The 23,647-nt window shown below is 38.7% G+C and carries 13 protein-coding genes, 1 tRNA gene, 2 rRNA genes and 4 pseudogenes; 18 read left to right on the plus strand and 2 right to left on the minus strand.

Annotated elements, in window-relative coordinates; translation table 11 throughout:
* From dnaA to ftsH, 15 genes and pseudogenes are all read left to right on the plus strand, one after another.
* Complete coding sequence (gene dnaA, locus SMA_RS00005) at positions 1-1,356, plus strand: chromosomal replication initiator protein DnaA (RefSeq protein ID WP_014293697.1); 1,356 nt, start codon at positions 1-3, stop codon at positions 1,354-1,356.
* A gap of 157 nt (positions 1,357-1,513) precedes the next feature.
* On the plus strand, positions 1,514-2,650 hold the full coding sequence (gene dnaN, locus SMA_RS00010; RefSeq protein WP_014293698.1) for a DNA polymerase III subunit beta: 1,137 nt from the start codon (positions 1,514-1,516) through the stop codon (positions 2,648-2,650).
* Between the two features lie 130 nt (positions 2,651-2,780).
* A pseudogene (locus SMA_RS00015) lies at positions 2,781-3,439 on the plus strand (diacylglycerol/lipid kinase family protein).
* An 11-nt stretch (positions 3,440-3,450) separates the two neighbouring features.
* Positions 3,451-3,645, plus strand: a complete 195-nt coding sequence (locus tag SMA_RS00020) for a DUF951 domain-containing protein (RefSeq protein WP_014293700.1) — start codon at positions 3,451-3,453, stop codon at positions 3,643-3,645.
* 133 nt (positions 3,646-3,778) lie between these two features.
* Positions 3,779-4,894 carry a redox-regulated ATPase YchF gene (gene ychF / locus SMA_RS00025; protein WP_014293701.1) on the plus strand — a complete coding sequence of 372 codons (1,116 nt, stop codon included), beginning with the start codon at positions 3,779-3,781 and terminating at the stop codon, positions 4,892-4,894.
* A gap of 76 nt (positions 4,895-4,970) precedes the next feature.
* Positions 4,971-5,540, plus strand: a complete 570-nt coding sequence (gene pth, locus SMA_RS00030; RefSeq protein ID WP_014293702.1) for an aminoacyl-tRNA hydrolase — start codon at positions 4,971-4,973, stop codon at positions 5,538-5,540.
* 4 nt (positions 5,541-5,544) lie between these two features.
* Positions 5,545-9,042, plus strand: a complete 3,498-nt coding sequence (gene mfd, locus SMA_RS00035; protein ID WP_044563170.1) for a transcription-repair coupling factor — start codon at positions 5,545-5,547, stop codon at positions 9,040-9,042.
* Positions 9,043-9,140: 98 nt separating this feature from the next.
* Positions 9,141-9,242 (plus strand): annotated as a pseudogene (locus tag SMA_RS10680) (helix-turn-helix transcriptional regulator); the annotation flags it as partial.
* 213 nt (positions 9,243-9,455) lie between these two features.
* Positions 9,456-9,728, plus strand: coding sequence for an RNA-binding S4 domain-containing protein (locus SMA_RS00040; RefSeq protein ID WP_003067061.1), 273 nt, complete (start codon positions 9,456-9,458; stop codon positions 9,726-9,728).
* On the plus strand, positions 9,715-10,086 hold the full coding sequence (locus SMA_RS00045; RefSeq protein ID WP_014293705.1) for an FtsB family cell division protein: 372 nt from the start codon (positions 9,715-9,717) through the stop codon (positions 10,084-10,086). Before SMA_RS00040 ends, SMA_RS00045 begins: the two co-directional genes overlap by 14 nt.
* Position 10,087: 1 nt before the next feature.
* On the plus strand, positions 10,088-10,207 hold the full coding sequence (locus tag SMA_RS00050; RefSeq protein ID WP_003067068.1) for an SP_0009 family protein: 120 nt from the start codon (positions 10,088-10,090) through the stop codon (positions 10,205-10,207).
* A 15-nt stretch (positions 10,208-10,222) separates the two neighbouring features.
* Positions 10,223-11,509 carry a serine hydrolase gene (locus tag SMA_RS00055; RefSeq protein ID WP_014293706.1) on the plus strand — a complete coding sequence of 429 codons (1,287 nt, stop codon included), beginning with the start codon at positions 10,223-10,225 and terminating at the stop codon, positions 11,507-11,509.
* Positions 11,510-11,513: 4 nt separating this feature from the next.
* Positions 11,514-12,779, plus strand: a complete 1,266-nt coding sequence (tilS, locus tag SMA_RS00060) for a tRNA lysidine(34) synthetase TilS (protein ID WP_014293707.1) — start codon at positions 11,514-11,516, stop codon at positions 12,777-12,779.
* Between the two features lie 4 nt (positions 12,780-12,783).
* The gene (gene hpt / locus SMA_RS00065; protein WP_012961310.1) at positions 12,784-13,326 is read left to right on the plus strand and encodes a hypoxanthine phosphoribosyltransferase; all 543 of its coding nucleotides are present in this window, start codon (positions 12,784-12,786) and stop codon (positions 13,324-13,326) included.
* A 21-nt stretch (positions 13,327-13,347) separates the two neighbouring features.
* Complete coding sequence (gene ftsH, locus SMA_RS00070) at positions 13,348-15,330, plus strand: ATP-dependent zinc metalloprotease FtsH (RefSeq protein WP_014293708.1); 1,983 nt, start codon at positions 13,348-13,350, stop codon at positions 15,328-15,330.
* Between the two features lie 241 nt (positions 15,331-15,571).
* Here the strand turns inward: ftsH and SMA_RS10685 are convergent.
* Positions 15,572-16,784: pseudogene (locus SMA_RS10685) on the minus strand (IS110 family RNA-guided transposase).
* A gap of 268 nt (positions 16,785-17,052) precedes the next feature.
* Positions 17,053-18,312, minus strand: a pseudogene (locus SMA_RS10690) (ISL3 family transposase).
* A gap of 559 nt (positions 18,313-18,871) precedes the next feature.
* Here SMA_RS10690 and SMA_RS00095 point away from each other — a divergent pair.
* The 3 genes from SMA_RS00095 to SMA_RS00105 all read left to right on the plus strand — a co-directional run bounded on the left by SMA_RS00095 (position 18,872) and on the right by SMA_RS00105 (position 23,594).
* Positions 18,872-20,420 (plus strand): 16S ribosomal RNA (locus SMA_RS00095).
* Positions 20,421-20,477: 57 nt separating this feature from the next.
* Positions 20,478-20,550 (plus strand) — tRNA-Ala (locus SMA_RS00100).
* Between the two features lie 144 nt (positions 20,551-20,694).
* A 23S ribosomal RNA gene (locus SMA_RS00105) occupies positions 20,695-23,594 on the plus strand.
* Together the 16S and 23S rRNA genes with 1 tRNA gene alongside form the textbook arrangement of a ribosomal RNA operon.
* Positions 23,595-23,647: the final 53 nt, after the last annotated feature.

Here is a 23,647-nt window from a genome sequence, read left to right on the forward strand (position 1 = left end):
ATGACTGAAAATGAACAAATTTTTTGGAGTAGGGTTTTGGAATTAGCAAAAAGCCAACTAAAACAAGCAACATATGAATTTTTTGTTTTGGATGCTCGTTTGATTCAAATTGAGCAAAATATGGCTACCATTTATTTAGACCCTATGAAAGAGTTGTTTTGGGATAAAAATCTTAAACCAATTATTTTGACGGCTGGTTTTGAGGTTTATAATGCTGAAATTGTTGTCAACTATGTCTTTGAAGAGGATTTAACCAATCAAACAGGAGTAGTGACAACTTCACAAACTGTTCCAACAACTCAAAAAAACACTTTGCCCCTAGTCGATTCTGACTTAAATACCAAATATACCTTTGATAATTTCGTACAAGGTGACGAAAACCGTTGGGCATTTTCTGCGTCTTACGCCGTTGCAGACGCTCCAGGAACAACTTACAATCCTCTTTTTATTTGGGGAGGACCTGGGTTGGGAAAAACTCACTTGCTCAATGCCATTGGTAATGCGGTTTTACAAAATAATCCCAATGCGCGTGTGAAGTACATTACTGCTGAAAATTTCATCAATGAATTTGTTATTCATATCCGTTTGGACACAATGGAAGAGTTAAAGGAAAAATTCCGCAATCTTGATGTCTTGCTAATTGATGATATTCAATCCCTAGCTAAGAAAACATTGTCTGGGACACAGGAAGAATTTTTCAATACTTTCAATGCTCTTTATGATAATAACAAGCAAATTGTATTGACAAGTGACCGTACACCTGACCATCTGGACAACCTTGAGCAACGTTTGGTCACGCGCTTCAAATGGGGCTTGACAATCAATATCACTCCCCCTGATTTTGAAACACGTGTTGCCATTTTAACGAATAAAACGCAAGAATATAATTATATTTTTCCGCAAGATACGATTGAGTATCTTGCAGGACAATTTGATTCCAACGTTCGTGACCTTGAGGGAGCTTTAAAAGATATTAGCCTCGTTGCTAGCATTAAAAAGATTGAAACCATTACGGTTGATGTCGCAGCAGAAGCGATTCGCGCTCGTAAGCAAGATGGTCCAAAAATGACAGTTATCCCAATCGATGAAATCCAAAGTCAAGTTGGAAAATTCTACGGCGTTACTGTTAAAGAAATCAAGGCAACCAAACGGACGCAAGATATTGTTTTAGCGCGCCAAGTAGCTATGTATCTCGCACGTGAAATGACTGACAATTCACTTCCAAAAATCGGGAAGGAATTTGGCGGTCGCGATCACTCAACGGTCTTACATGCCTACAATAAAATCAAAAATATGCTAGCTCAAGATGACAGTTTACGTATTGAAATTGAAACCATCAAAAATAAGATAAAATAGGTATTGTGGATAACCATAAAAATTTTTAGCGACTTATCCACAGGTTGTTAACAACTCTTTTCGCGCGACGTTTGTGCGATTTTAGGACTTATCAACAATATAAACAAGACCTACTACTACTACTAATTTAATACTTAATAACTAAAGGAGTTTTCCTATGATTAAATTCTCAATCAATAAATCTTTCTTTCTTCAAGCATTGAATGCAACCAAGAGAGCTATTTCTACTAAAAATGCGATTCCAGTTCTTTCAACAATTAAAATTGAAGTTCAAAATAGTAACATTACATTGACTGGTTCTAACGGACAAATTTCAATTGAAAACACTATTCCAACTTCTAATGAAAATGCAGGCTTATTGATTACTTCAACTGGTGCTGTACTATTAGAAGCAAACTTCTTTATTAATATCGTTTCAAGTCTTCCAGATATGACATTAGACTTTGAAGAAATTGAACATCATCAAATCGTTTTAACAAGTGGTAAATCAGAAATTACCTTAAAAGGAAAAGATGTTGATCTTTACCCTCGCCTTCAAGAAATGGCTACTGAAAATCCTTTAGTTTTAGAAACAAAACTATTGAAATCTATCATTGCTGAAACAGCCTTTGCAGCAAGTCTTCAAGAAAGCCGTCCAATCTTGACTGGTGTTCATATGGTTCTTAGTGACCACAAAGACTTTAAAGCAGTCGCAACTGATTCTCACCGTATGAGCCAACGTAAATTAACTTTGGAAAATACTTCAAATGATTTCAACGTTGTTATTCCAAGTAAATCTTTACGTGAATTTGCAGCTGTATTTACAGATGATATTGAAACGGTAGAAGTTTTCTTCTCTGATAGTCAAATGCTTTTTAGAAGCGACTACATTAGCTTCTATACACGACTTTTAGAAGGAAATTATCCAGATACTGACCGCTTGTTGACAAATACTTTTGAAACAGAAGTAACATTTAATACCAATGCACTTCGTTCAGCAATGGAACGTGCTCACTTGATTTCAAATGCAACACAAAATGGTACTGTTAAACTTGAAATTGCTAATAATAGTGTTTCTGCTCACGTTAACTCACCTGAAGTCGGTAAAGTTAACGAAGAATTGGATACTATTGACCAATCAGGCAATGATTTGACAATTAGCTTTAACCCAACTTATCTGATTGAAGCTCTTAAAGCCTTGAAGAGTGAAACAGTTGTTATTCGCTTTATTTCATCAGTGCGTCCATTTACCTTAATGCCAGGTGATGATGCTGAAAACTTTATTCAATTAATCACTCCGGTTCGTACAAACTAAAAATCTTTAAGAAAAATTTAAGGAAGAATTTATACACTATAACCATCCTAAAACTTTTCTTTTTCATAATCTCCAGCGAGAGCACTGTTCATGCAGTGTTCTCGCTTTTTATGGTATAATATCTAATAATATGACGCTTTATATTATTGCTAATCCCCATGCAGGAAATCATGGGGCAAAACAAGTTATCAGTGATATTGAAAAACATCATACATCAGATATTTGCACTTTATTAACACGCTATAAAAACGATGAATTACATCAAGTTGAGAGACTGCTAAAAACATTTGACCCAGAAAAAGATAAGCTTCTGATTGTCGGAGGAGATGGAACATTATCAAAAGTTCTCTATCATTTGCCAGCAAATCTTCCGTTTGCCTATTATCCTGTCGGTTCTGGTAATGATTTTGCGCGTGCTCTTGGTATAGTACCAAACTTAGAAGCATTATTAGCCTCGTTAACAAATCTGCCTAAAGAAATCACGGTTTACAGTTATCAAGAAGGTTTAGTATTAAATAGCTTAGATTTAGGATTTGCAGCATGGGTTGTTAATCAAGCTGCTAAGAATTTGGGGTGTGTTTATGCCAAAGGAGAACCTTTTTTCCAACGATTAACGGTACTGTTGTCTTTGGTTCTTAAAAGACATGAGAAATCGTCTTACTTAAATCACTGTTCGTTAAAACAGGTTACGGTTAACTTTCCAAAAGAGAGTTTAATTGAAATTGATGGTGAAATTGTATCATTGAACGAAATTACTTTATCACCAAAAAACGCTATATTTATTTGTAAAAGGAGAAACAATGTACGAACTTGGAAGTCACGTTGAAATGAAAAAGCCCCATGCTTGTACGATAAAAGCTACTGGAAAAAAAGCCAATGAATGGGAAGTCATTCGACTTGGAGCTGATATTAAAATTCGTTGCACAAACTGCGACCATGTAGTTATGATGAGCCGCCACGACTTTGAACGCAAATTAAAGAAAGTTTTGTCGTAAAGTAAAAATAATTATACTGAACTCAATTTTTATGGCTAATAGCGCTTGCTATATAGTAGAAATGTTTGTTTAATGCTGAGTTTTTCTGCTATAATAGGTATGATTGAATAATTTAAACGGAGACTTATAAAATATGGCTTTAACAGCAGGTATCGTTGGTTTACCAAATGTTGGAAAATCAACTCTTTTTAATGCGATTACAAAGGCAGGTGCGGAAGCTGCTAACTATCCTTTCGCGACAATCGACCCTAACGTTGGTATGGTAGAAGTACCAGATGAACGTTTGCAAAAATTGACTGAACTTATCAAACCGAAAAAAACAGTTCCAACAACCTTTGAATTTACTGATATTGCGGGTATCGTAAAAGGTGCTTCACGTGGTGAAGGTCTAGGTAACAAATTCCTTGCTAACATTCGTGAAGTAGATGCTATCGTTCACGTTGTTCGTGCTTTTGATGATGAAAATGTTATGCGTGAGCAAGGGCGTGAAGATGCTTTTGTTGACCCACTTGCAGATATCGACACAATTAACTTAGAATTGATTCTTGCTGACTTGGAATCTGTTAATAAACGTTATGCGCGTGTAGAAAAAGTGGCACGTACTCAAAAAGATAAAGATTCTATCGCAGAATTTAACGTTCTTCAAAAAATTAAACCAGTCCTTGAAGATGGAAAATCAGCACGTACGGTTGACTTTACAGAAGAAGAACAAAAAATTGTTAAACAATTGTTCCTTTTGACAACAAAACCAGTGCTTTATGTTGCAAACGTTGATGAAGATAAAGTAGCTAATCCAGATGATATCGAATACGTAAAACAAATTCGTGAATTTGCTGCAACTGAAAATGCAGAAGTTGTTGTCATCTCAGCGCGTGCCGAAGAAGAAATCTCTGAACTTGATGATGAAGATAAAGCGTTATTCCTTGAAGACCTTGGTTTAACAGAATCTGGTGTTGATAAATTGACACGTGCTGCTTATCACTTGCTTGGTCTTGGCACTTATTTTACAGCAGGTGAAAAAGAAGTTCGTGCATGGACATTCAAACGTGGTATCAAAGCTCCTCAAGCAGCTGGTATCATTCACTCTGACTTTGAACGTGGATTTATCCGTGCGATTACAATGTCTTATGATGACTTAATCAAATATGGTTCTGAAAAAGCTGTCAAAGAAGCAGGTCGTCTTCGTGAAGAAGGGAAAGATTATGTGGTTCAAGATGGTGATATCATGGAATTCCGCTTTAACGTATAAGCAAAATTAATTAAATATTGTCGAGGTTGGAAAAAGTTTTTCCAGCCCTTTTGGCGTTTATTGGAAAGGAAAATTAATGGTAAAAATGATTGTTGGTCTGGGAAACCCAGGCAGTAAATATCACGAAACAAGGCATAATATTGGTTTTATGGCAATTGACCGCCTTGCTAAGGATTTCAATGTCACATTTTCAGAGGAGAAGAATTTTAAAGCAGAAGTTGGTTCTTGTTTTATCAACGGAGAAAAAGTTTATCTAGTCAAACCAACCACTTTTATGAACAATTCAGGCATCGCTGTTCATGCTTTGTTGACGTATTATAATATTGATATTGAAGATTTCTTGGTGATTTATGATGATTTAGATATGGAAGTGGGGCGTATTCGCCTACGTCAGAAAGGCTCTGCTGGTGGGCATAATGGCATAAAATCTATTATTGCTCACACTGGAACGCAGGCATTTGACCGTATTAAAGTTGGTATTGGACGTCCAAAGCAAGGTCGTCCGGTAGTTGACCACGTTCTTGGAAAATTTGACCAAGATGATTATATTACAGTTACTAATACACTTGAAAAGGTTAATGAAGCTGTTCAATTTTATTTACAGGAAGCAGATTTTGTAAAAACCATGCAAAAATTTAATGGGTAAGTCTATGAATATTATTGATTTATTTAGTCAAAATAAGCTCATTCAAACATGGCATAGCGGCGTGGCTAATATTGGTAGGCAACTGATTATGGGCTTATCAGCTTCTAGTAGAGCTCTTGCCATTGCTTCTGCTTATCAGGCTAATGAGGAAAAAATAGTTGTCATCACCTCAACACAAAATGAAGTTGAAAAATTGGCTAGTGATTTATCTAGCTTGATTGGTGAGGAAAAGGTTTATACTTTTTTTGCGGATGATGTTGCGGCGGCAGAGTTTATTTTTGCCTCGATGGATAAGGCACACTCACGCCTAGAAGCTTTAAATTTTTTACAAGATAATAAGCAATCTGGTATCTTAATTACAAATTTAGTAGGAGCCCGTGTTTTACTACCAAATCCAGAAATTTATGCTGAAAGTCAGCTAAATTTTGTTGTCGGTAAGGATTACAACCTTGACAAGGTTGTAAAGGTACTGTCAAATATCGGTTACCAAAAAGTATCACAGGTTCTTAATCCAGGCGAATTTAGTCGGCGTGGTGATATCTTTGATATTTATGAGATGACAGCTGACTATCCTTATCGTTTAGAATTCTTTGGTGATGAAGTTGATGGTATTCGTCAGTTTGATGCAGAAACACAAAAATCACTTAGTAATATTGAGCAGGTAACCATTTCCCCAGCTGATGAGCTCATTTTATCGGAAGAAGATTTTGCTAGAGCTAGTAAGGCATTTGAGACGTTTTTAGAGACTGCTAAAGATGAACAGCAAGCTTATTTAAGTGAGCTTTATGCTGCAACTCAGGAACAGTATAAGCATAAAGACATTAGACGTTTCTTATCACTCTTTTATGCAAAAGAGTGGACGTTACTTGATTACATTTCTAAGGGAACACCAGTCTTTTTTGATGATTTTCAAAAGCTAGTTGACCGCAATGCTAAGTTTGATTTGGAAGTTGCAAACTTGTTGGCAGAAGATTTACAATGTGGTAAAGCAGTGTCAAGTTTGGTTTACTTCGCTGATATTTATAAAGACTTACGTCAATATCAGCCAGCAACGTTCTTTTCTAATTTTCATAAAGGATTTGGTAATCTTAAATTTGATAAAATTCATAATTTTACACAATATCCAATGCAAGAATTTTTCAATCAATTTCCGTTATTGATTGATGAAGTTAATCGTTATCAAAAATCTAAAGCGACCGTTTTAATTCAAGCAGATTCGCAGCATGGCTTAGAACGTTTACAGGAGAATTTACATGAATATGGTTTGGAATTACCTGTGGTTGCTGCAGATGATTTACAAGCACAACAAGCTCAGCTAGTCGTTGGCAATTTATCACATGGCTTTTATTTTGCTGATGAGAAAATTGTTCTCATTACCGAGCATGAAATTTATCATAAGAAAATTAAGCGCCGTATTCGTCGTTCAAATATTAGCAATGCCGAACGTTTGAAAGACTACAATGAATTGTCAAAAGGTGATTATGTGGTTCACCATGTTCATGGTATTGGTAAATTTTTAGGAATTGAAACAATTGAAATCCATGGTGTGCACCGCGATTATTTGACCATTCAATATCAAGGTTCTTCAACAATTTCATTGCCAGTAGAGCAAATTGAAAGTTTATCAAAATACGTTTCTGCAGATGGCAAGGAACCTAAAATCAATAAATTAAATGATGGTCGTTTCCAAAAGACCAAACAAAAGGTTTCTAAGCAAGTTGAAGACATTGCGGATGATTTGTTGAAATTGTATGCGGAACGTAGTCAGCTAAAAGGTTTTGCTTTTTCACCAGACGATGATTTGCAGCGGGAATTTGACGAAGACTTTGCTTTTGTAGAAACAGAGGACCAGCTTCGCTCTATCAAGGAAATTAAGCACGACATGGAAGAAGATAAGCCAATGGATCGCTTATTGGTTGGGGATGTTGGCTTTGGTAAAACAGAAGTTGCGATGCGCGCCGCTTTTAAAGCTGTTAAAGACCATAAACAAGTAGCTGTCTTAGTGCCAACAACTGTTCTTGCTCAACAACACTACACAAATTTCTCAGAGCGTTTTGAAAATTATCCTGTTACAGTTGATGTGCTTAGTCGTTTCCGTAGCAAAAAAGAACAAAATGACACCCTAGACAAGTTGAAAAAAGGTCAAGTTGATATCATTATTGGTACTCATCGTCTACTATCTAAAGATGTTGATTTTGCTGATTTAGGTTTGATTATTATTGATGAGGAGCAACGTTTTGGCGTTAAGCACAAAGAAAAATTAAAAGAGCTTAAGACTAAAGTTGATGTATTGACCTTGACAGCGACTCCAATTCCACGAACCCTTCACATGTCAATGTTGGGAATTCGCGACCTGTCAGTTATTGAAACGCCACCGACTAACCGTTACCCTGTTCAAACTTACGTTTTGGAAACGAATCCTGGTCTGATTCGTGAGGCTATCATTCGTGAAATTGACCGTGGCGGACAAGTTTTCTACGTTTACAATAGGGTTGACACAATTGACCAAAAAGTGTCAGAATTGCAAGAGTTGGTTCCTGAAGCAAGCATTGGTTTTGTTCATGGTCAGATGAGTGAAATTCAACTTGAAAATACGCTCATGGACTTTATTGACGGTGTTTACGATGTTCTGGTTGCGACAACTATCATTGAAACAGGCGTTGATATTTCTAATGTTAATACTTTATTTATCGAAAATGCAGACCACATGGGCTTGTCAACCTTGTATCAACTTCGTGGACGTGTTGGGCGTTCTAATCGAATTGCTTACGCCTACCTCATGTACCGTCCAGACAAGATTTTGACAGAGGTCTCTGAAAAACGTTTAGATGCCATTAAAGGCTTTACAGAATTAGGTTCTGGTTTCAAGATTGCCATGCGTGATTTATCCATTCGTGGCGCTGGAAACATCCTCGGTGCCTCACAAAGTGGTTTTATTGACTCTGTTGGTTTTGAAATGTATTCGCAGTTATTAGAAGAGGCTATCGCTAAGAAACAAGGCAAATCTCAAGCGCGCCGTAAGAGCAATGTGGAGATGAATTTACAAATCGACGCTTATTTACCAAGCGAATATATTAATGATGAACGTCAAAAAATTGAAATTTACAAACGTATTCGTGAAATCGAAAGTCAGAAAGATTATCAAAGCTTACAAGATGAGTTAATTGACCGTTTTGGCGAATACCCTGACCAAGTCGCCTACTTACTTGAAATTGGCTTGGTTAAAGCTTATATGGACAATGCTTTCACAGAACTTGTGGAATGTAAAGATAGCAGTCTATTAGTACGTTTTGAAAAAGCTTCGCTGCAACATTACTTGACACAAGATTATTTTGAAGCTCTTTCAAAAACAAACTTGAAAGCCCGTATTGGCGAAAATCAAGGTAAAATTGAAATTACTTTTAATATCCGTGATAAAAAAGACTATGAGATTTTAGAAGAACTTCAGAATTTTGGTAAAATGCTAGCTGAAATCAAATCCAGAAAAATTGAAAAAGACTAGTTGTCAAAGTCTTTTGTTAATAGAAAGCTAGTATATCAAAGAGATTTTATGGTAAACTTTTTGATAAAGTCTAGACTGGAATTATCAAGGAGGTCAAAATGGAACTTGAACACAGATTAGTTGAATTGAGAAAGGAAAAAAATCTCTCTCAAGAAGAATTGGCAGAAAAACTCTATGTTTCACGTCAAACAATTTCTAAAACAGTATTTGACTAAAAATCAACAACCCCCACAGACCTGTTGTCAATCTAATTAGCTCTGCAGAAGCGCGACGAAATCTTAGATTTCTGTTTAGAGTAGAGGTATGCTTTAGTGAATGTGAGGATTTTATTACATTATCTTAACAAACGCGTTTAAGTCAGTCATTTTCCTAAAAAAATGATAAAATAGAAAAGATTGTGAGGTGACATATGTATGAGACTCGATAAATATTTAAAAGTATCCCGTATTATAAAACGTCGTCCAGTAGCTAAAGAAGTTGCAGATAAAGGACGCATCAAAGTCAATGGTATCTTAGCCAAATCATCAACTGATTTAAAAATTAACGACGAAATTGAAATTCGTTTTGGAAATAAATTGCTAACAGTACGTGTTTTAGAAATGAAAGATAGCACGAAAAAAGAAGATGCAACCAGAATGTATGAAATCATTAACGAAACAAGGATAGAAGCGGATGGAGAAGCCTAATATCGTTCAATTGAGCAATCAATATATCAATGATGAAAACACCAAAAAACGTTATGTCGAAGAAGAAAACCGCAAACGTAATCGTTTTATGGGGTGGATTTTGATTGTTGTCATGCTACTGTTTATTTTACCAACTTATAACCTTGTTAAAAGTTATCAAACTTTACAAGAGCGTAAAGAGCAAGTTGTTTCACTGCAAAAAAGTTATGATAAATTAGTCGTTGAAACAGACGCAGAAAAGCTACTAGCTGACCGTCTAAAAGATGATACTTATGTTGAAAAATATGCTCGCGCTAAATATTACTTGTCACGTTCTGGTGAAACAATCTATCCGTTACCAAACTTATTACCAAAATAATATGGAAAATTTAATCGAAACCATTGAAAAATTTCTGGCTTATTCCGATGAAAAATTGGAAGAATTAGCCAAAGAAAATCAAAAACTCAGAGAAGAAAATCATCAATCAACTAAAAACTAACGAAGGGAGAAGCCAATGAAAAAACTATTTGTAGTAATGCTGATACCATTTTTCTTGACTTCTCTTTCTGTTGTTAGTACCGAAAAAACGATTGCCTTAACTAATGAAGAAAAGTATCAACTGACGTCAAATGTAGTAGCGGAAACAACTTATTTTGATAGTATTCCGACCAATCCTATTTTGGCTCAAGACAGCAGTACCTACAAAGACACTGCTTTAACGACAGTATCTGATACTTTATTAGCTGGTGATACCCTGTCAATTGTTGATTTAACCATTAATGACAGTGCCATTCCAGTTTTTGAATTATCGGATGGCAGTTATATTGAAGCTAGTCGTCAATTCATTTATGATGATGTTGTGATTAGTCAAGAAAATATTTCAAAAGAATATTGGCTAGAAGATGGTTTTAAAGTTTATCAAGCACCTTATGTCACGGGAACCAAAGAAGTAAAAACTGATTTGACTTCGTATTCAGAAGTGACAGTGACTCAAAAAGCAACAACTTACCACGGAACTTATTATAAAGTAGATGGTAAAGGTTGGATTAGCGAGGATGATTTGTCAGCTACTGATAACCGTATGGAAAAAGTTCAGCAAGTTCTTAATCAAAAATATAATAAGAGTAATTATTCTATTTACGTTAAGCAGCTATCAACGCAAACAACCGCTGGGATTAACGCTGATACTGTTATGTATTCAGCAAGCGTTGCTAAATTGGCTACACTTTATTATGTTGAGGTAAAACTTCAAGATGGTACAATTTCAGCAAATGATACTTTAAAATATGTTGATGATGTCAATAGTTTTGCTAAAGCCTATGACCCAAGTGGTAGTGGTAAAATTAGCAAAACCGCTGATAATAAAGAATATACTATTGATGATTTGTTAAAAGTTGTCGCTCAAAATTCTGATAATGTGGCAACTAATATTTTAGGTTATTATGTTGCTAATCAATATGATGATGACTTTAATTCAGAAATTAGTGCGATAGCAGGAACAGATATTGATATGAAAGCACGTAATATGTCATCTAAGACAGCAGCTAACTTAATGGAAGCTATTTACAATCAAGATGGTGACATTATTTCTTATCTATCATCAACTGCTTTTGATACAACACGTATTTCAAGAGATATTGACGTTCAAGTAGCTCATAAAATAGGTGATGCCTATGATTACAAACATGATGTTGCCATTATTTATGCTGATGAACCTTTCATCTTGTCAGTTTTTACCAACAACGCTTCTTATGACGATATTTCAAATATAGCTAATGATGTTTACGCCATTTTAAAATAGTGATATGTACGATAATATTTTTAAAGAAATTCAAAAAAAGGCATATTTTGCCAAACATAAAAAAGTTTTAATAGCTGTATCGGGTGGAGTAGATTCTATGAATCTGCTACACTTTTTGTATATATACCGTGATAAATTAGAAATTGAGATTGGAATTGCTCATATCAACCATAAACAGCGACAAGAGTCAGAAATGGAAGAAGCCTACCTTTGTGAGTGGGCTGAAAAACATCAGATTCCGATTTATGTCGATTATTTTTCTGGTATTTTTTCGGAAAAAGCTGCGCGTGATTTTCGTTATCAATTTTTTAAGAAAATTATGGTAGAAAAAAACTATACTGCTGTGGTGACTGCACATCATGCAGATGACCAAGCTGAAACGATTTTTATGCGTTTTTTGCGTGGCAGTCGTCTTCGTCATTTATCAGGAATACAAGCTGTTAGCTCGTTTGGTACAGGAGAGTTAATCCGTCCTTTTTTGACTATTCCTAAAAAAGATTTACCAGAAATTTTTCATTTTGAAGATGATTCTAATCAGTCATTGGATTATCTGCGAAATCGTATTAGAAATCAATATCTGCCAAGTTTGGAAAAGGAAAATCCCAAATTTAGGCAATCTTTGCAACATCTCGGACAGGAAAGTCAACAACTCTTTCAAGCCATTCAAGATTTAACAGCAGAAATTGACATAACAGATTGTTCTCAATTTTTAGCACAAACAACAGCTGTACAAACTTTCCTTTTTCAAAATTATCTTGAGGAATTTCCTGATTTGCAAGTATCACACGGTCAATTTAATGAAATGTTGCAGTTGCTACGAAATAAGACAAATCTAGTGTATCAAATCAAGGGAAATTATTGGTTAAAGAAAGATTACCAAAGCTTTCAAATCACAAAAATCAGACCTAAGACCGATAGGGAATCAGCAGAAAAAGTGCTAGAATATAACAGCATGGTCAAATATGGTCAGTATCGATTTCAATTTAAAAACAAGGATAGGGATGGCATTCCTGTTTACAGTTCTCACCCAATTCTTTTAAGACAAAGACAAGCGGGTGATTCCATTGATTTTGGAACTTTTTCAAAAAAATTGCGTAGGCTTTTTATTGACGAAAAAATCCCAATTCAAGAACGAACAGATGCTATTATCGGTGAACAAGATAAAAAAATTATTTTTGTCTTGGTTGGCGGTAAAATTTATTTGAGAAAACCCTCTAAACATGATATAATGGAGGGCAAATTGTATATTGAAAAAATTAGAAATAGGTGATGTCATGCTTGAACAAGATATTAAAAAAGTTTTGTACTCAGAAGAGGAGATTATTGCCAAAACCAAAGAATTAGGCGAACAACTAACGAAAGATTATGAAGGTAAAAATCCTCTTTTAATCGGTGTTCTGAAAGGTTCTGTACCATTTATGGCAGAATTAATCAAACATATCGATACACATGTTGAATTAGACTTTATGGTCGTTTCTAGTTATGGTAATCAAACAACTAGTAGTGGTGAAGTGAAGATTTTAAAAGACGTTGACACTAACATTGAAGGTCGTGATGTTGTCTTTATCGAAGATATCATTGATACTGGACGTACTCTTAAATACCTTCGCGACATGTTTAAATACCGTAAAGCAAATTCAGTAAAAATTGCAACTCTTTTTGATAAACCAGAAGGTCGCGTTGTCGATATTGAAGCAGATTATGTCTGCTACGATGTTCCAAACGAATTTATTGTAGGGTTTGGTCTTGATTATGCTGAACGTTACCGTAATTTACCATATGTTGGTGTACTAAAGGAAGAAATCTATTCAAAATAATAGAAGGTCGATAATTACTATATGAAAAATAACAAAAATAATGGCTTTGTTCGGAATTCCTTTATTTATATTCTTTTAATTATTGCAGGGATTACAGCCTTTCAATATTATCTAAGAGGGACAAGTACACAAAGTCAACAAATTAATTACTCAACTTTAATTAAACAAATTAAAGCGGGTGATATTAAATCAATCACTTACCAACCAAGTGGAAGTATTATTGAAGTCAGTGGTGAATATACAAAAGCTCAAACGACTGAAACAAGTTCAAGCCTTCCATTCTTGGAGGGAAGTACCAATTCTACTGTAACAGAATTCACTTCAATTGTTTTACCAAGTGACTCTTCTATTGAAGCCATTACGAGTGCAGCAGAAGATGCCGATGTTGAAGTTACTGTCAAACCAGAAAGTTCAAGTGGAACTTGGATATCTTACATTATTACTTACATTCCTTTCATTGTCTTGATTGTCTTTTTCTTTGTGATGATGAATCAAGGAGGAAATGGCGCTCGTGGAGCGATGGGTTTTGGTAAAAATCGTGCCAAATTTCAAAGTAAAGGTAATGTAAAAGTTCGTTTCTCCGATGTCGCTGGTGCTGAAGAAGAAAAACAAGAACTTGTTGAAGTTGTTGATTTCTTGAAAAATCCGAAAAAATACAAAGCTCTTGGTGCTCGTATTCCTGCTGGTGTCCTTTTAGAAGGCCCTCCGGGAACAGGTAAGACACTCCTTGCTAAAGCTGTCGCTGGTGAAGCTGGTGTTCCATTCTTTTCAATCTCAGGTTCTGATTTCGTTGAAATGTTTGTTGGTGTCGGTGCAAGTCGTGTAAGATCGCTTTTTGAAGATGCTAAAAAGGCTGAACGTGCCATTATTTTCATCGATGAAATTGACGCCGTTGGCCGCCGTCGTGGCGCTGGTATGGGTGGTGGAAATGATGAACGTGAACAAACACTCAACCAACTCCTTATTGAAATGGACGGCTTTGAAGGCAATGAAAGTATCATTGTTATCGCAGCAACAAACCGTAGCGACGTCTTAGACCCAGCCCTTCTTCGCCCAGGACGCTTTGACCGTAAAATTCTTGTAGGTAGTCCAGACGTTAAAGGACGTGAAGCTATTCTCCGAGTTCATGCTAAAAATAAACCATTAGCAGAAGATGTTAATCTAAAAGTTGTTGCCCAACAAACGCCAGGATTTGTAGGTGCCGACTTGGAAAATGTTCTTAACGAAGCAGCACTAGTTGCCGCTCGTCGTAACAAGAAAAAAATCGATGCTTCAGATATTGACGAAGCAGAAGATAGAGTTATTGCAGGACCTTCTAAGAAAGACCGTACAATCTCTCAAAAAGAACGAGAAATGGTTGCTTATCACGAAGCAGGGCATACAATCGTTGGTTTAGTACTTTCAAGTGCACGTGTTGTCCATAAAGTTACTATTGTGCCACGTGGCCGTGCTGGTGGCTATATGATTGCCCTTCCTAAAGAAGATCAAATGTTACATTCAAAAGATGAATTGAAAGAACAATTAGCTGGTTTGATGGGTGGTCGTGTTGCTGAAGAAATTATCTTTAATGCCCAAACAACAGGCGCTTCAAATGACTTTGAACAAGCCACACAATTAGCTCGTGCTATGGTAACTGAGTATGGTATGAGTGATAAACTTGGTCCTGTTCAATATGAAGGAAATCACGCAGTAATGACAGGGCAATTGTCACCTGAAAAGACATATTCTGCACAAACTGCACAAATGATTGATGACGAAGTTCGCACACTTCTTAATGAAGCACGTGATAAAGCAGCGGATATTATCAATAATAACCGTGAAACACATAAACTCATTGCAGAAGCACTTCTTAAATATGAAACACTTAATGCTGCTCAAATTAAATCAATCTATGAAACAGGAAAAATGCCTGAAGAACTAGAAAACGATACCGAAGAAGCTCACGCTCTATCATACGATGAAGTCAAAGAAAAAATGGATGACTCTGATGATTCTAAAGAATAGTACAAATTCTTAACATCAATAATTACCAAAAAGAGAGCCTATCTAGGCTCTCTTTTGTTGTAGAAAGTGAAAAGAATTCCAAATGATCTTTTTACGGCTCTTTTCTACCATTTGTCAAGCCTCATAAGGAGTCACATTGTAAAAAGTTTATTCTGTTTTTCCCAAAATAAGGGTACACAAAATCAACACCTTATTCACCATTTTTCACATAAGGTGTTACAATAATATGGCATAGTCAACTTTACTGATTTATGGCTAAATGGTAATTGTAAAGTTTATTATGCGTTATGAGATAATACATTGTCCGAATAAGGCGATGTATGGAGGCAATCGTGTGTGGCTTAGTAGAGTCGATGTTTGATTGCCTTTTTCGTTTCTCATAGAAATTCGCGATATGACAGGGATTGGTATGACTAGCCGAAGCAATATTATGGATACATTTGAATAAAATCTTTCTAGCATAAGGGTTGCCACGTTTTGTGATGTGTTCTTGTGCTAAATAATTTCCGGATTCGTAATGTCTTAAGTCAATACCAATAAAAGCGTTAATTTGATTGGTAGACTGAAAACGGCGGATGTCTCCCAATTCGCCAATGATGCTTGTGGCTGTTGTCTCCGCAATACCAGGAATAGAAAGCAGTATCTCATATTCTGGTAAAGGCTGGGCTAGACTAACCATTTGCTCTAAGATCACTTGTCTACGTTCATCAAGTCTAAGCAGTTCTTTTGCATAATATCTTACCTCTTCAAGGATTGGAGAGGTTTTCTTGACTGCTGGATAGGACTGATTGGCCAGTACAAGTAATTTATCAGCCAAAGATGTTAACCGCTTTTCAGAAATCCGTTTTGAAGTGGACTTTCTGATAGCCTTTAACAGTTCAGCTTCTGATAGCTCAAAGACCAACTCTTTGATTGGGAAGGTAATGATAAGATTCCAGTATTGTTCACCAGTTGGTTTTGAGAGGACTTGTTCCAACTCAGGGAAAGTCACTTGAAGGACTTTGTGAAGACGATTCTTCATACGAACGATGTCTTCTGTTAGATTTTGATAGAAGCGACTGAGGTCTCGCAAGTTTTGATAAGTCTCTTCTTGCACATAGCTTGACTTACGATTGAGGGTAAATTGAGATATCGCAAGCTTTTTCGCATCAATTTTATCCGTTTTACGTACTCTTAAGCTGTCCTATTACTTCTTAGCTTCTAGAGGATTTAGGCGAGTATAGGGGTAGCTATTATTGTCCAACAAAGCTTGAAGTCTACGAGAGTAGACACCTGTTGCTTCAAAGACGATTTCTGGATTTGTGACTGTTTTCAAATCGTTTAATATCGTTTAATAGTCTAGAAAAACCAATAGAGTCATTGGGAATTGAATAGCTATGAACCTTCTCTCCATTAACTAAGATAGCTACTTCTGAGCTGGCTTTACTGACATCAATTCCAAAAACTGTACGCATAGGGTTACCTCACATATCTTGTCTAATTCCTTGTTTTAGTTATCTCATTTTCAATACTCGACGTTACTCGTCCCACATACTTTGACCAGATTTCAACTAAAATAGGTGCCTTGCCAGTTTGTCAAGCGACGTCTAGCGCCTTAGAGCCATACGACTTAACAAGACACCTCTACTTTAACATAAAGAAAAAGTAGTGAATACTCTCTCTCGTCGGAAATTTCTTCACTACTAATCTTAGTATGTTTGTCAACTGTAGTGGGTGGCAAAGTTAAGCTCTAGCGAGAACGATTTTTGTTCTCGCATTTTTGATGTTCAAAGCAAGATAAATGCGTTTTTTAAAGTTGTCAAAGTTCCTGTAACCAAAAGCGTTTCGTTTAATATCTTTGATGAGCCTGTTGGTTGCTTCAAGTTTGGCATTAGAATAGGGAAGCTTAATGGCATTAGTGATGTATTTCTGATAACGACTGAAGGTTGTTAGTGCAATTTTTAAAAGGCTGATTAAGTTGAGGTAAAGCTTCCTGAATTAATCCAAAGAATTGTTCAATGTTCTTTTCTTGTAAGTGGAAAAGAAGTAATTGATAAAGGTTGTAGTATTTTTCAAGTTGCGGAACGTGTTTAAAAATTTTGTCTAAACACTCTTTAGGCGTTAACGTTTCTCTGAAAGTCCTTGAATAAAAAGCATTAGGCGATAGTTTTCGACTATCCTTTTGAATGAGTTTCCAGTAATATTTAAGGATATGGTATTCAAGAGGCTTCTTCTCAAATGCTTTCATCATTTGAATACGAGCCTGTTTTAGCGCTCTGTTTATGTGTTGGACAATATGAAAACGGTCAAGAACGATTTTAGCGTTAGGAAAAAGCAGCTTAACCAGAGGCATATAGTTGCTAGACATGTCCATAATAACGATTTTCACCCTTTCTCGAGCTTCTTTAGAGTATTTGAAAAAGTGATTGCGAATGGTTGTTTGTCGTCTGTTATCAAGAATGGTTATGATTTTCTTCGTGTTATAGTCTTGAGCAATAAAAGCTAGTTTTCCTTTTTGATAAGAGAATTCATCCCAAGACAGTACTTCAGGTAAGGTTGAAAAGTTATCCTTGAACTGCAATTGCTTAAGCTTGCGATACATAGTTGAGGTCGAGATGGCAAGTTTTTCAGCGATGTGCGTTAAAGCTTCTCACTTAAGTAAGAGCTGAGCGATTTTCTGCTTCACTAGCTCAGAGATTTGATAGTTTTTCTGAACAAGGGAGGTCTCAGAAACCGTCACTTTATGGCAGTCTTTGCATTGAAATCTTCTCTTCTTCAAGCGAATAAGACCAGGAAGTCCACCAATCTCAATAAAAGGAATCTTAGAGGGCTTTTGAAAGTCGTATTTAATTCGTTTTCCTTGGCAATGACAACACTTAGGTGGTGTGTAATCTAGCGTAGCTTGCACCTCAATATGTGTCTCGTGTTGAAAAAATCTTTAGTTAAAGTGATATTTTTGTCTTTAATTCCGATTAATTCTGTAGTATGATAGAGTTGTCTCACATATAATTCTTTCTATTTATGGTTTCGTCGCTTTAAATTTTAAGTCATATGGGACTTTTTGTATACTCAAAAGCTCCATAACTTCTTAGCGGGATTTCACCCACTACAGAAATTATAGAGCCCTTTTTATGCCTCCTCCGCCCTTTCTATAAGCTCCTTAGTCATAATTCTCTATTTTACCCAAAAAGGCAACAAGCCACTCTAAAAAACTTACGGACAAGTAGTTGACAGTTTTTTCTAAGTTTAGTATACTAGATAAGCTATCGCAAGAGAGCAGGTTTCAGGTTTACAGAAAAGCTAAAAAAGTTCTTGACAAAGTAAGCTTGAGATGATACACTAATATAGTTGTTGTCCGAGAGGGCGGCAGAAATCGGTTTGAAACAGAATTGAAAAAACTTTAAAAAAGTGGTTGACAAGCTATTTCAGATTTGATAGAATATAGAAGTTGTCTCACGAGAGACAAAGACCTTTGAAAACTGAACAAGACGAACCAAACGTGCGGGTTGAGAAATCGACCTGTTAAGAAAATAAATCTGTCAGTGACAGAATGAGAACAAGATTAAATGAGAGTTTGATCCTGGCTCAGGACGAACGCTGGCGGCGTGCCTAATACATGCAAGTAGAACGCTGAAGACTTTAGCTTGCTAGAGTTGGAAGAGTTGCGAACGGGTGAGTAACGCGTAGGTAACCTGCCTATTAGTGGGGGATAACTATTGGAAACGATAGCTAATACCGCATAATAGTGTTTAACACATGTTAGAGACTTAAAAGATGCAATTGCATCACTAGTAGATGGACCTGCGTTGTATTAGCTAGTTGGTGGGGTAACGGCCTACCAAGGCGACGATACATAGCCGACCTGAGAGGGTGATCGGCCACACTGGGACTGAGACACGGCCCAGACTCCTACGGGAGGCAGCAGTAGGGAATCTTCGGCAATGGGGGCAACCCTGACCGAGCAACGCCGCGTGAGTGAAGAAGGTTTTCGGATCGTAAAGCTCTGTTGTAAGAGAAGAACGTGTGTGAGAGTGGAAAGTTCACACAGTGACGGTAACTTACCAGAAAGGGACGGCTAACTACGTGCCAGCAGCCGCGGTAATACGTAGGTCCCGAGCGTTGTCCGGATTTATTGGGCGTAAAGCGAGCGCAGGCGGTTTAATAAGTCTGAAGTTAAAGGCAGTGGCTTAACCATTGTTCGCTTTGGAAACTGTTAAACTTGAGTGCAGAAGGGGAGAGTGGAATTCCATGTGTAGCGGTGAAATGCGTAGATATATGGAGGAACACCGGTGGCGAAAGCGGCTCTCTGGTCTGTAACTGACGCTGAGGCTCGAAAGCGTGGGGAGCAAACAGGATTAGATACCCTGGTAGTCCACGCCGTAAACGATGAGTGCTAGGTGTTAGGCCCTTTCCGGGGCTTAGTGCCGCAGCTAACGCATTAAGCACTCCGCCTGGGGAGTACGACCGCAAGGTTGAAACTCAAAGGAATTGACGGGGGCCCGCACAAGCGGTGGAGCATGTGGTTTAATTCGAAGCAACGCGAAGAACCTTACCAGGTCTTGACATCCCGATGCTATTTCTAGAGATAGAAAGTTTCTTCGGAACATCGGTGACAGGTGGTGCATGGTTGTCGTCAGCTCGTGTCGTGAGATGTTGGGTTAAGTCCCGCAACGAGCGCAACCCCTATTGTTAGTTGCCATCATTCAGTTGGGCACTCTAGCGAGACTGCCGGTGATAAACCGGAGGAAGGTGGGGATGACGTCAAATCATCATGCCCCTTATGACCTGGGCTACACACGTGCTACAATGGTTGGTACAACGAGTCGCAAGCCGGTGACGGCAAGCAAATCTCTTAAAGCCAATCTCAGTTCGGATTGTAGGCTGCAACTCGCCTACATGAAGTCGGAATCGCTAGTAATCGCGGATCAGCACGCCGCGGTGAATACGTTCCCGGGCCTTGTACACACCGCCCGTCACACCACGAGAGTTTGTAACACCCGAAGTCGGTGAGGTAACCTTTTAGGAGCCAGCCGCCTAAGGTGGGACAGATGATTGGGGTGAAGTCGTAACAAGGTAGCCGTATCGGAAGGTGCGGCTGGATCACCTCCTTTCTAAGGAAAAAACGGAAGCACGTTTGGGAAGTCTTGTTTAGTTTTGAGAGGTCTTGTGGGGCCTTAGCTCAGCTGGGAGAGCGCCTGCTTTGCACGCAGGAGGTCAGCGGTTCGATCCCGCTAGGCTCCATTGAATCGAAAGATTCAAGTTGATTGTCCATTGAAAATTGAATATCTATATCAAATTCCACAATTAGAAATAATTGTAGAAAGTAACAAGAAATAAACCGAAACGCTGTGATTTAATGAGTTTAAGGTCAGAAGACCAAAATAAGGTTAAGTTAATAAGGGCGCACGGTGGATGCCTTGGCACTAGAAGCCGATGAAGGACGTGACTAACGACGAAATGCTTTGGGGAGTTGTAAGTAAACATTGATCCAGAGATGTCCGAATGGGGGAACCCGGCATGTGATGCATGTCACTCATTACTGTTAAGGTAATGAAGAGGAAGACGCAGTGAACTGAAACATCTAAGTAGCTGCAGGAAGAGAAAGCAAATGCGATTGCCTTAGTAGCGGCGAGCGAAGCGGCAAGAGGGCAAACCGATGTGTTTACACATCGGGGTTGTAGGACTGCGCTGTGGGAAGTCAAGATTATAGAAGAATTACCTGGGAAGGTAAGCCAAAGAGAGTAACAGCCTCGTATTCGAAATAGTCTTAAACCCTAGCAGTATCCTGAGTACGGCGAGACACGAGAAATCTCGTTGGAATCTGGGAGGACCATCTCCCAACCCTAAATACTCTCTAGTGACCGATAGTGAACCAGTACCGTGAGGGAAAGGTGAAAAGCACCCCGGGAGGGGAGTGAAATAGAACCTGAAACCGTGTGCCTACAACAAGTTCGAGCCCGTTAATGGGTGAGAGCGTGCCTTTTGTAGAATGAACCGGCGAGTTACGATATGATGCGAGGTTAAGTTGAAGAGACGGAGCCGTAGGGAAACCGAGTCTTAATAGGGCGAATTAGTATCATGTCGTAGACCCGAAACCATGTGACCTACCCATGAGCAGGGTGAAGGTGAGGTAAAACTCACTGGAGGCCCGAACCAGGGCACGTTGAAAAGTGCTTGGATGACTTGTGGGTAGCGGAGAAATTCCAAACGAACTTGGAGATAGCTGGTTCTCTCCGAAATAGCTTTAGGGCTAGCGTCGATGTTAAGTCTCTTGGAGGTAGAGCACTGTTTGATTGAGGGGTCCATCCCGGATTACCAATATCAGATAAACTCCGAATGCCAACGAGATATAATCGGCAGTCAGACTGCGAGTGCTAAGATCCGTAGTCGAAAGGGAAACAGCCCAGACCACCAGCTAAGGTCCCAAAATATATGTTAAGTGGAAAAGGATGTGGGGTTGCACAGACAACTAGGATGTTAGCTTAGAAGCAGCTATTCATTCAAAGAGTGCGTAATAGCTCACTAGTCGAGTGACCCTGCGCCGAAAATGTACCGGGGCTAAAACATATTACCGAAGCTGTGGATACCTTTTAGGTATGGTAGGAGAGCGTTCTATGTGTGATGAAGGTGTACCGTGAGGAGCGCTGGAACGCATAGAAGTGAGAATGCCGGTATGAGTAGCGAAAGACAGGTGAGAATCCTGTCCACCGTATGACTAAGGTTTCCAGGGGAAGGCTCGTCCTCCCTGGGTTAGTCGGGACCTAAGGAGAGACCGAAAGGTGTATCCGATGGACAACAGGTTGATATTCCTGTACTAGAGTATATAGTGATGGAGGGACGCAGTAGGCTAACTAAAGCGTGCGATTGGAAGTGCACGTCTAAGCAGTGAGGTGTGATGTGAGTCAAATGCTTACGTCTATAACATTGAGCTGTGATGGGGAGTGAATTTAAGTAGCGAAGTTAGTGATGTCACACTGCCAAGAAAAGCTTCTAGCGTTAATTATACTCTACCCGTACCGCAAACCGACACAGGTAGTCGAGGCGAGTAGCCTCAGGTGAGCGAGAGAACTCTCGTTAAGGAACTCGGCAAAATGGCCCCGTAACTTCGGGAGAAGGGGCGCTGGCTTTAAGTCAGCCGCAGTGAATAGGCCCAAGCAACTGTTTATCAAAAACACAGCTCTCTGCTAAATCGTAAGATGATGTATAGGGGGTGACGCCTGCCCGGTGCTGGAAGGTTAAGAGGAGCGCTTAGCATTAGCGAAGGTGTGAATTGAAGCCCCAGTAAACGGCGGCCGTAACTATAACGGTCCTAAGGTAGCGAAATTCCTTGTCGGGTAAGTTCCGACCCGCACGAAAGGCGTAATGATTTGGGCACTGTCTCAACGAGAGACTCGGTGAAATTTTAGTACCTGTGAAGATGCAGGTTACCCGCGACAGGACGGAAAGACCCCATGGAGCTTTACTGCAGTTTGATATTGAGTATCTGTACCACATGTACAGGATAGGTAGGAGCCTAAGAAGCCGGGACGCTAGTTTCGGTGGAGGCGTTGTTGGGATACTACCCTTGTGTTATGGCTACTCTAACCCAGATAGGTGATCCCTATCGGAGACAGTGTCTGACGGGCAGTTTGACTGGGGCGGTCGCCTCCTAAAAGGTAACGGAGGCGCCCAAAGGTTCCCTCAGAATGGTTGGAAATCATTCGCAGAGTGTAAAGGTATAAGGGAGCTTGACTGCGAGAGCTACAACTCGAGCAGGGACGAAAGTCGGGCTTAGTGATCCGGTGGTTCCACATGGAAGGGCCATCGCTCAACGGATAAAAGCTACCCTGGGGATAACAGGCTTATCTCCCCCAAGAGTTCACATCGACGGGGAGGTTTGGCACCTCGATGTCGGCTCGTCGCATCCTGGGGCTGTAGTCGGTCCCAAGGGTTGGGCTGTTCGCCCATTAAAGCGGCACGCGAGCTGGGTTCAGAACGTCGTGAGACAGTTCGGTCCCTATCCGTCGCGGGCGTAGGAAATTTGAGAGGATCTGCTCCTAGTACGAGAGGACCAGAGTGGACTTACCGCTGGTGTACCAGTTGTCTTGCCAAAGGCATCGCTGGGTAGCTATGTAGGGAAGGGATAAACGCTGAAAGCATCTAAGTGTGAAGCCCACCTCAAGATGAGATTTCCCATGATTTTATATCAGTAAGAGCCCTGAGAGATGATCAGGTAGATAGGTTAGAAGTGGAAGTGTGGTGACACATGTAGCGGACTAATACTAATAGCTCGAGGACTTATCCAAAGTAACTGAGAATATTGACAGCGCGTCGGAAACTTGTTAAAATATATAGGTAT

Source organism: Streptococcus macedonicus ACA-DC 198, assembly GCA_000283635.1.
Classification (GTDB): domain Bacteria; phylum Bacillota; class Bacilli; order Lactobacillales; family Streptococcaceae; genus Streptococcus; species Streptococcus macedonicus.

Coding starts and splice junctions, on each gene's coding strand:
- dnaA (WP_014293697.1), top strand. CDS start 1: ATGACTGAAAATGAACAAATTTTTTGGAGTAGGGTTTTGGAATTAGCA.
- dnaN (WP_014293698.1), top strand. CDS start 1,514: ATGATTAAATTCTCAATCAATAAATCTTTCTTTCTTCAAGCATTGAAT.
- SMA_RS00020 (WP_014293700.1), top strand. CDS start 3,451: ATGTACGAACTTGGAAGTCACGTTGAAATGAAAAAGCCCCATGCTTGT.
- ychF (WP_014293701.1), top strand. CDS start 3,779: ATGGCTTTAACAGCAGGTATCGTTGGTTTACCAAATGTTGGAAAATCA.
- pth (WP_014293702.1), top strand. CDS start 4,971: ATGGTAAAAATGATTGTTGGTCTGGGAAACCCAGGCAGTAAATATCAC.
- mfd (WP_044563170.1), top strand. CDS start 5,545: ATGAATATTATTGATTTATTTAGTCAAAATAAGCTCATTCAAACATGG.
- SMA_RS00040 (WP_003067061.1), top strand. CDS start 9,456: ATGAGACTCGATAAATATTTAAAAGTATCCCGTATTATAAAACGTCGT.
- SMA_RS00045 (WP_014293705.1), top strand. CDS start 9,715: ATGGAGAAGCCTAATATCGTTCAATTGAGCAATCAATATATCAATGAT.
- SMA_RS00050 (WP_003067068.1), top strand. CDS start 10,088: ATGGAAAATTTAATCGAAACCATTGAAAAATTTCTGGCTTATTCCGAT.
- SMA_RS00055 (WP_014293706.1), top strand. CDS start 10,223: ATGAAAAAACTATTTGTAGTAATGCTGATACCATTTTTCTTGACTTCT.
- tilS (WP_014293707.1), top strand. CDS start 11,514: ATGTACGATAATATTTTTAAAGAAATTCAAAAAAAGGCATATTTTGCC.
- hpt (WP_012961310.1), top strand. CDS start 12,784: ATGCTTGAACAAGATATTAAAAAAGTTTTGTACTCAGAAGAGGAGATT.
- ftsH (WP_014293708.1), top strand. CDS start 13,348: ATGAAAAATAACAAAAATAATGGCTTTGTTCGGAATTCCTTTATTTAT.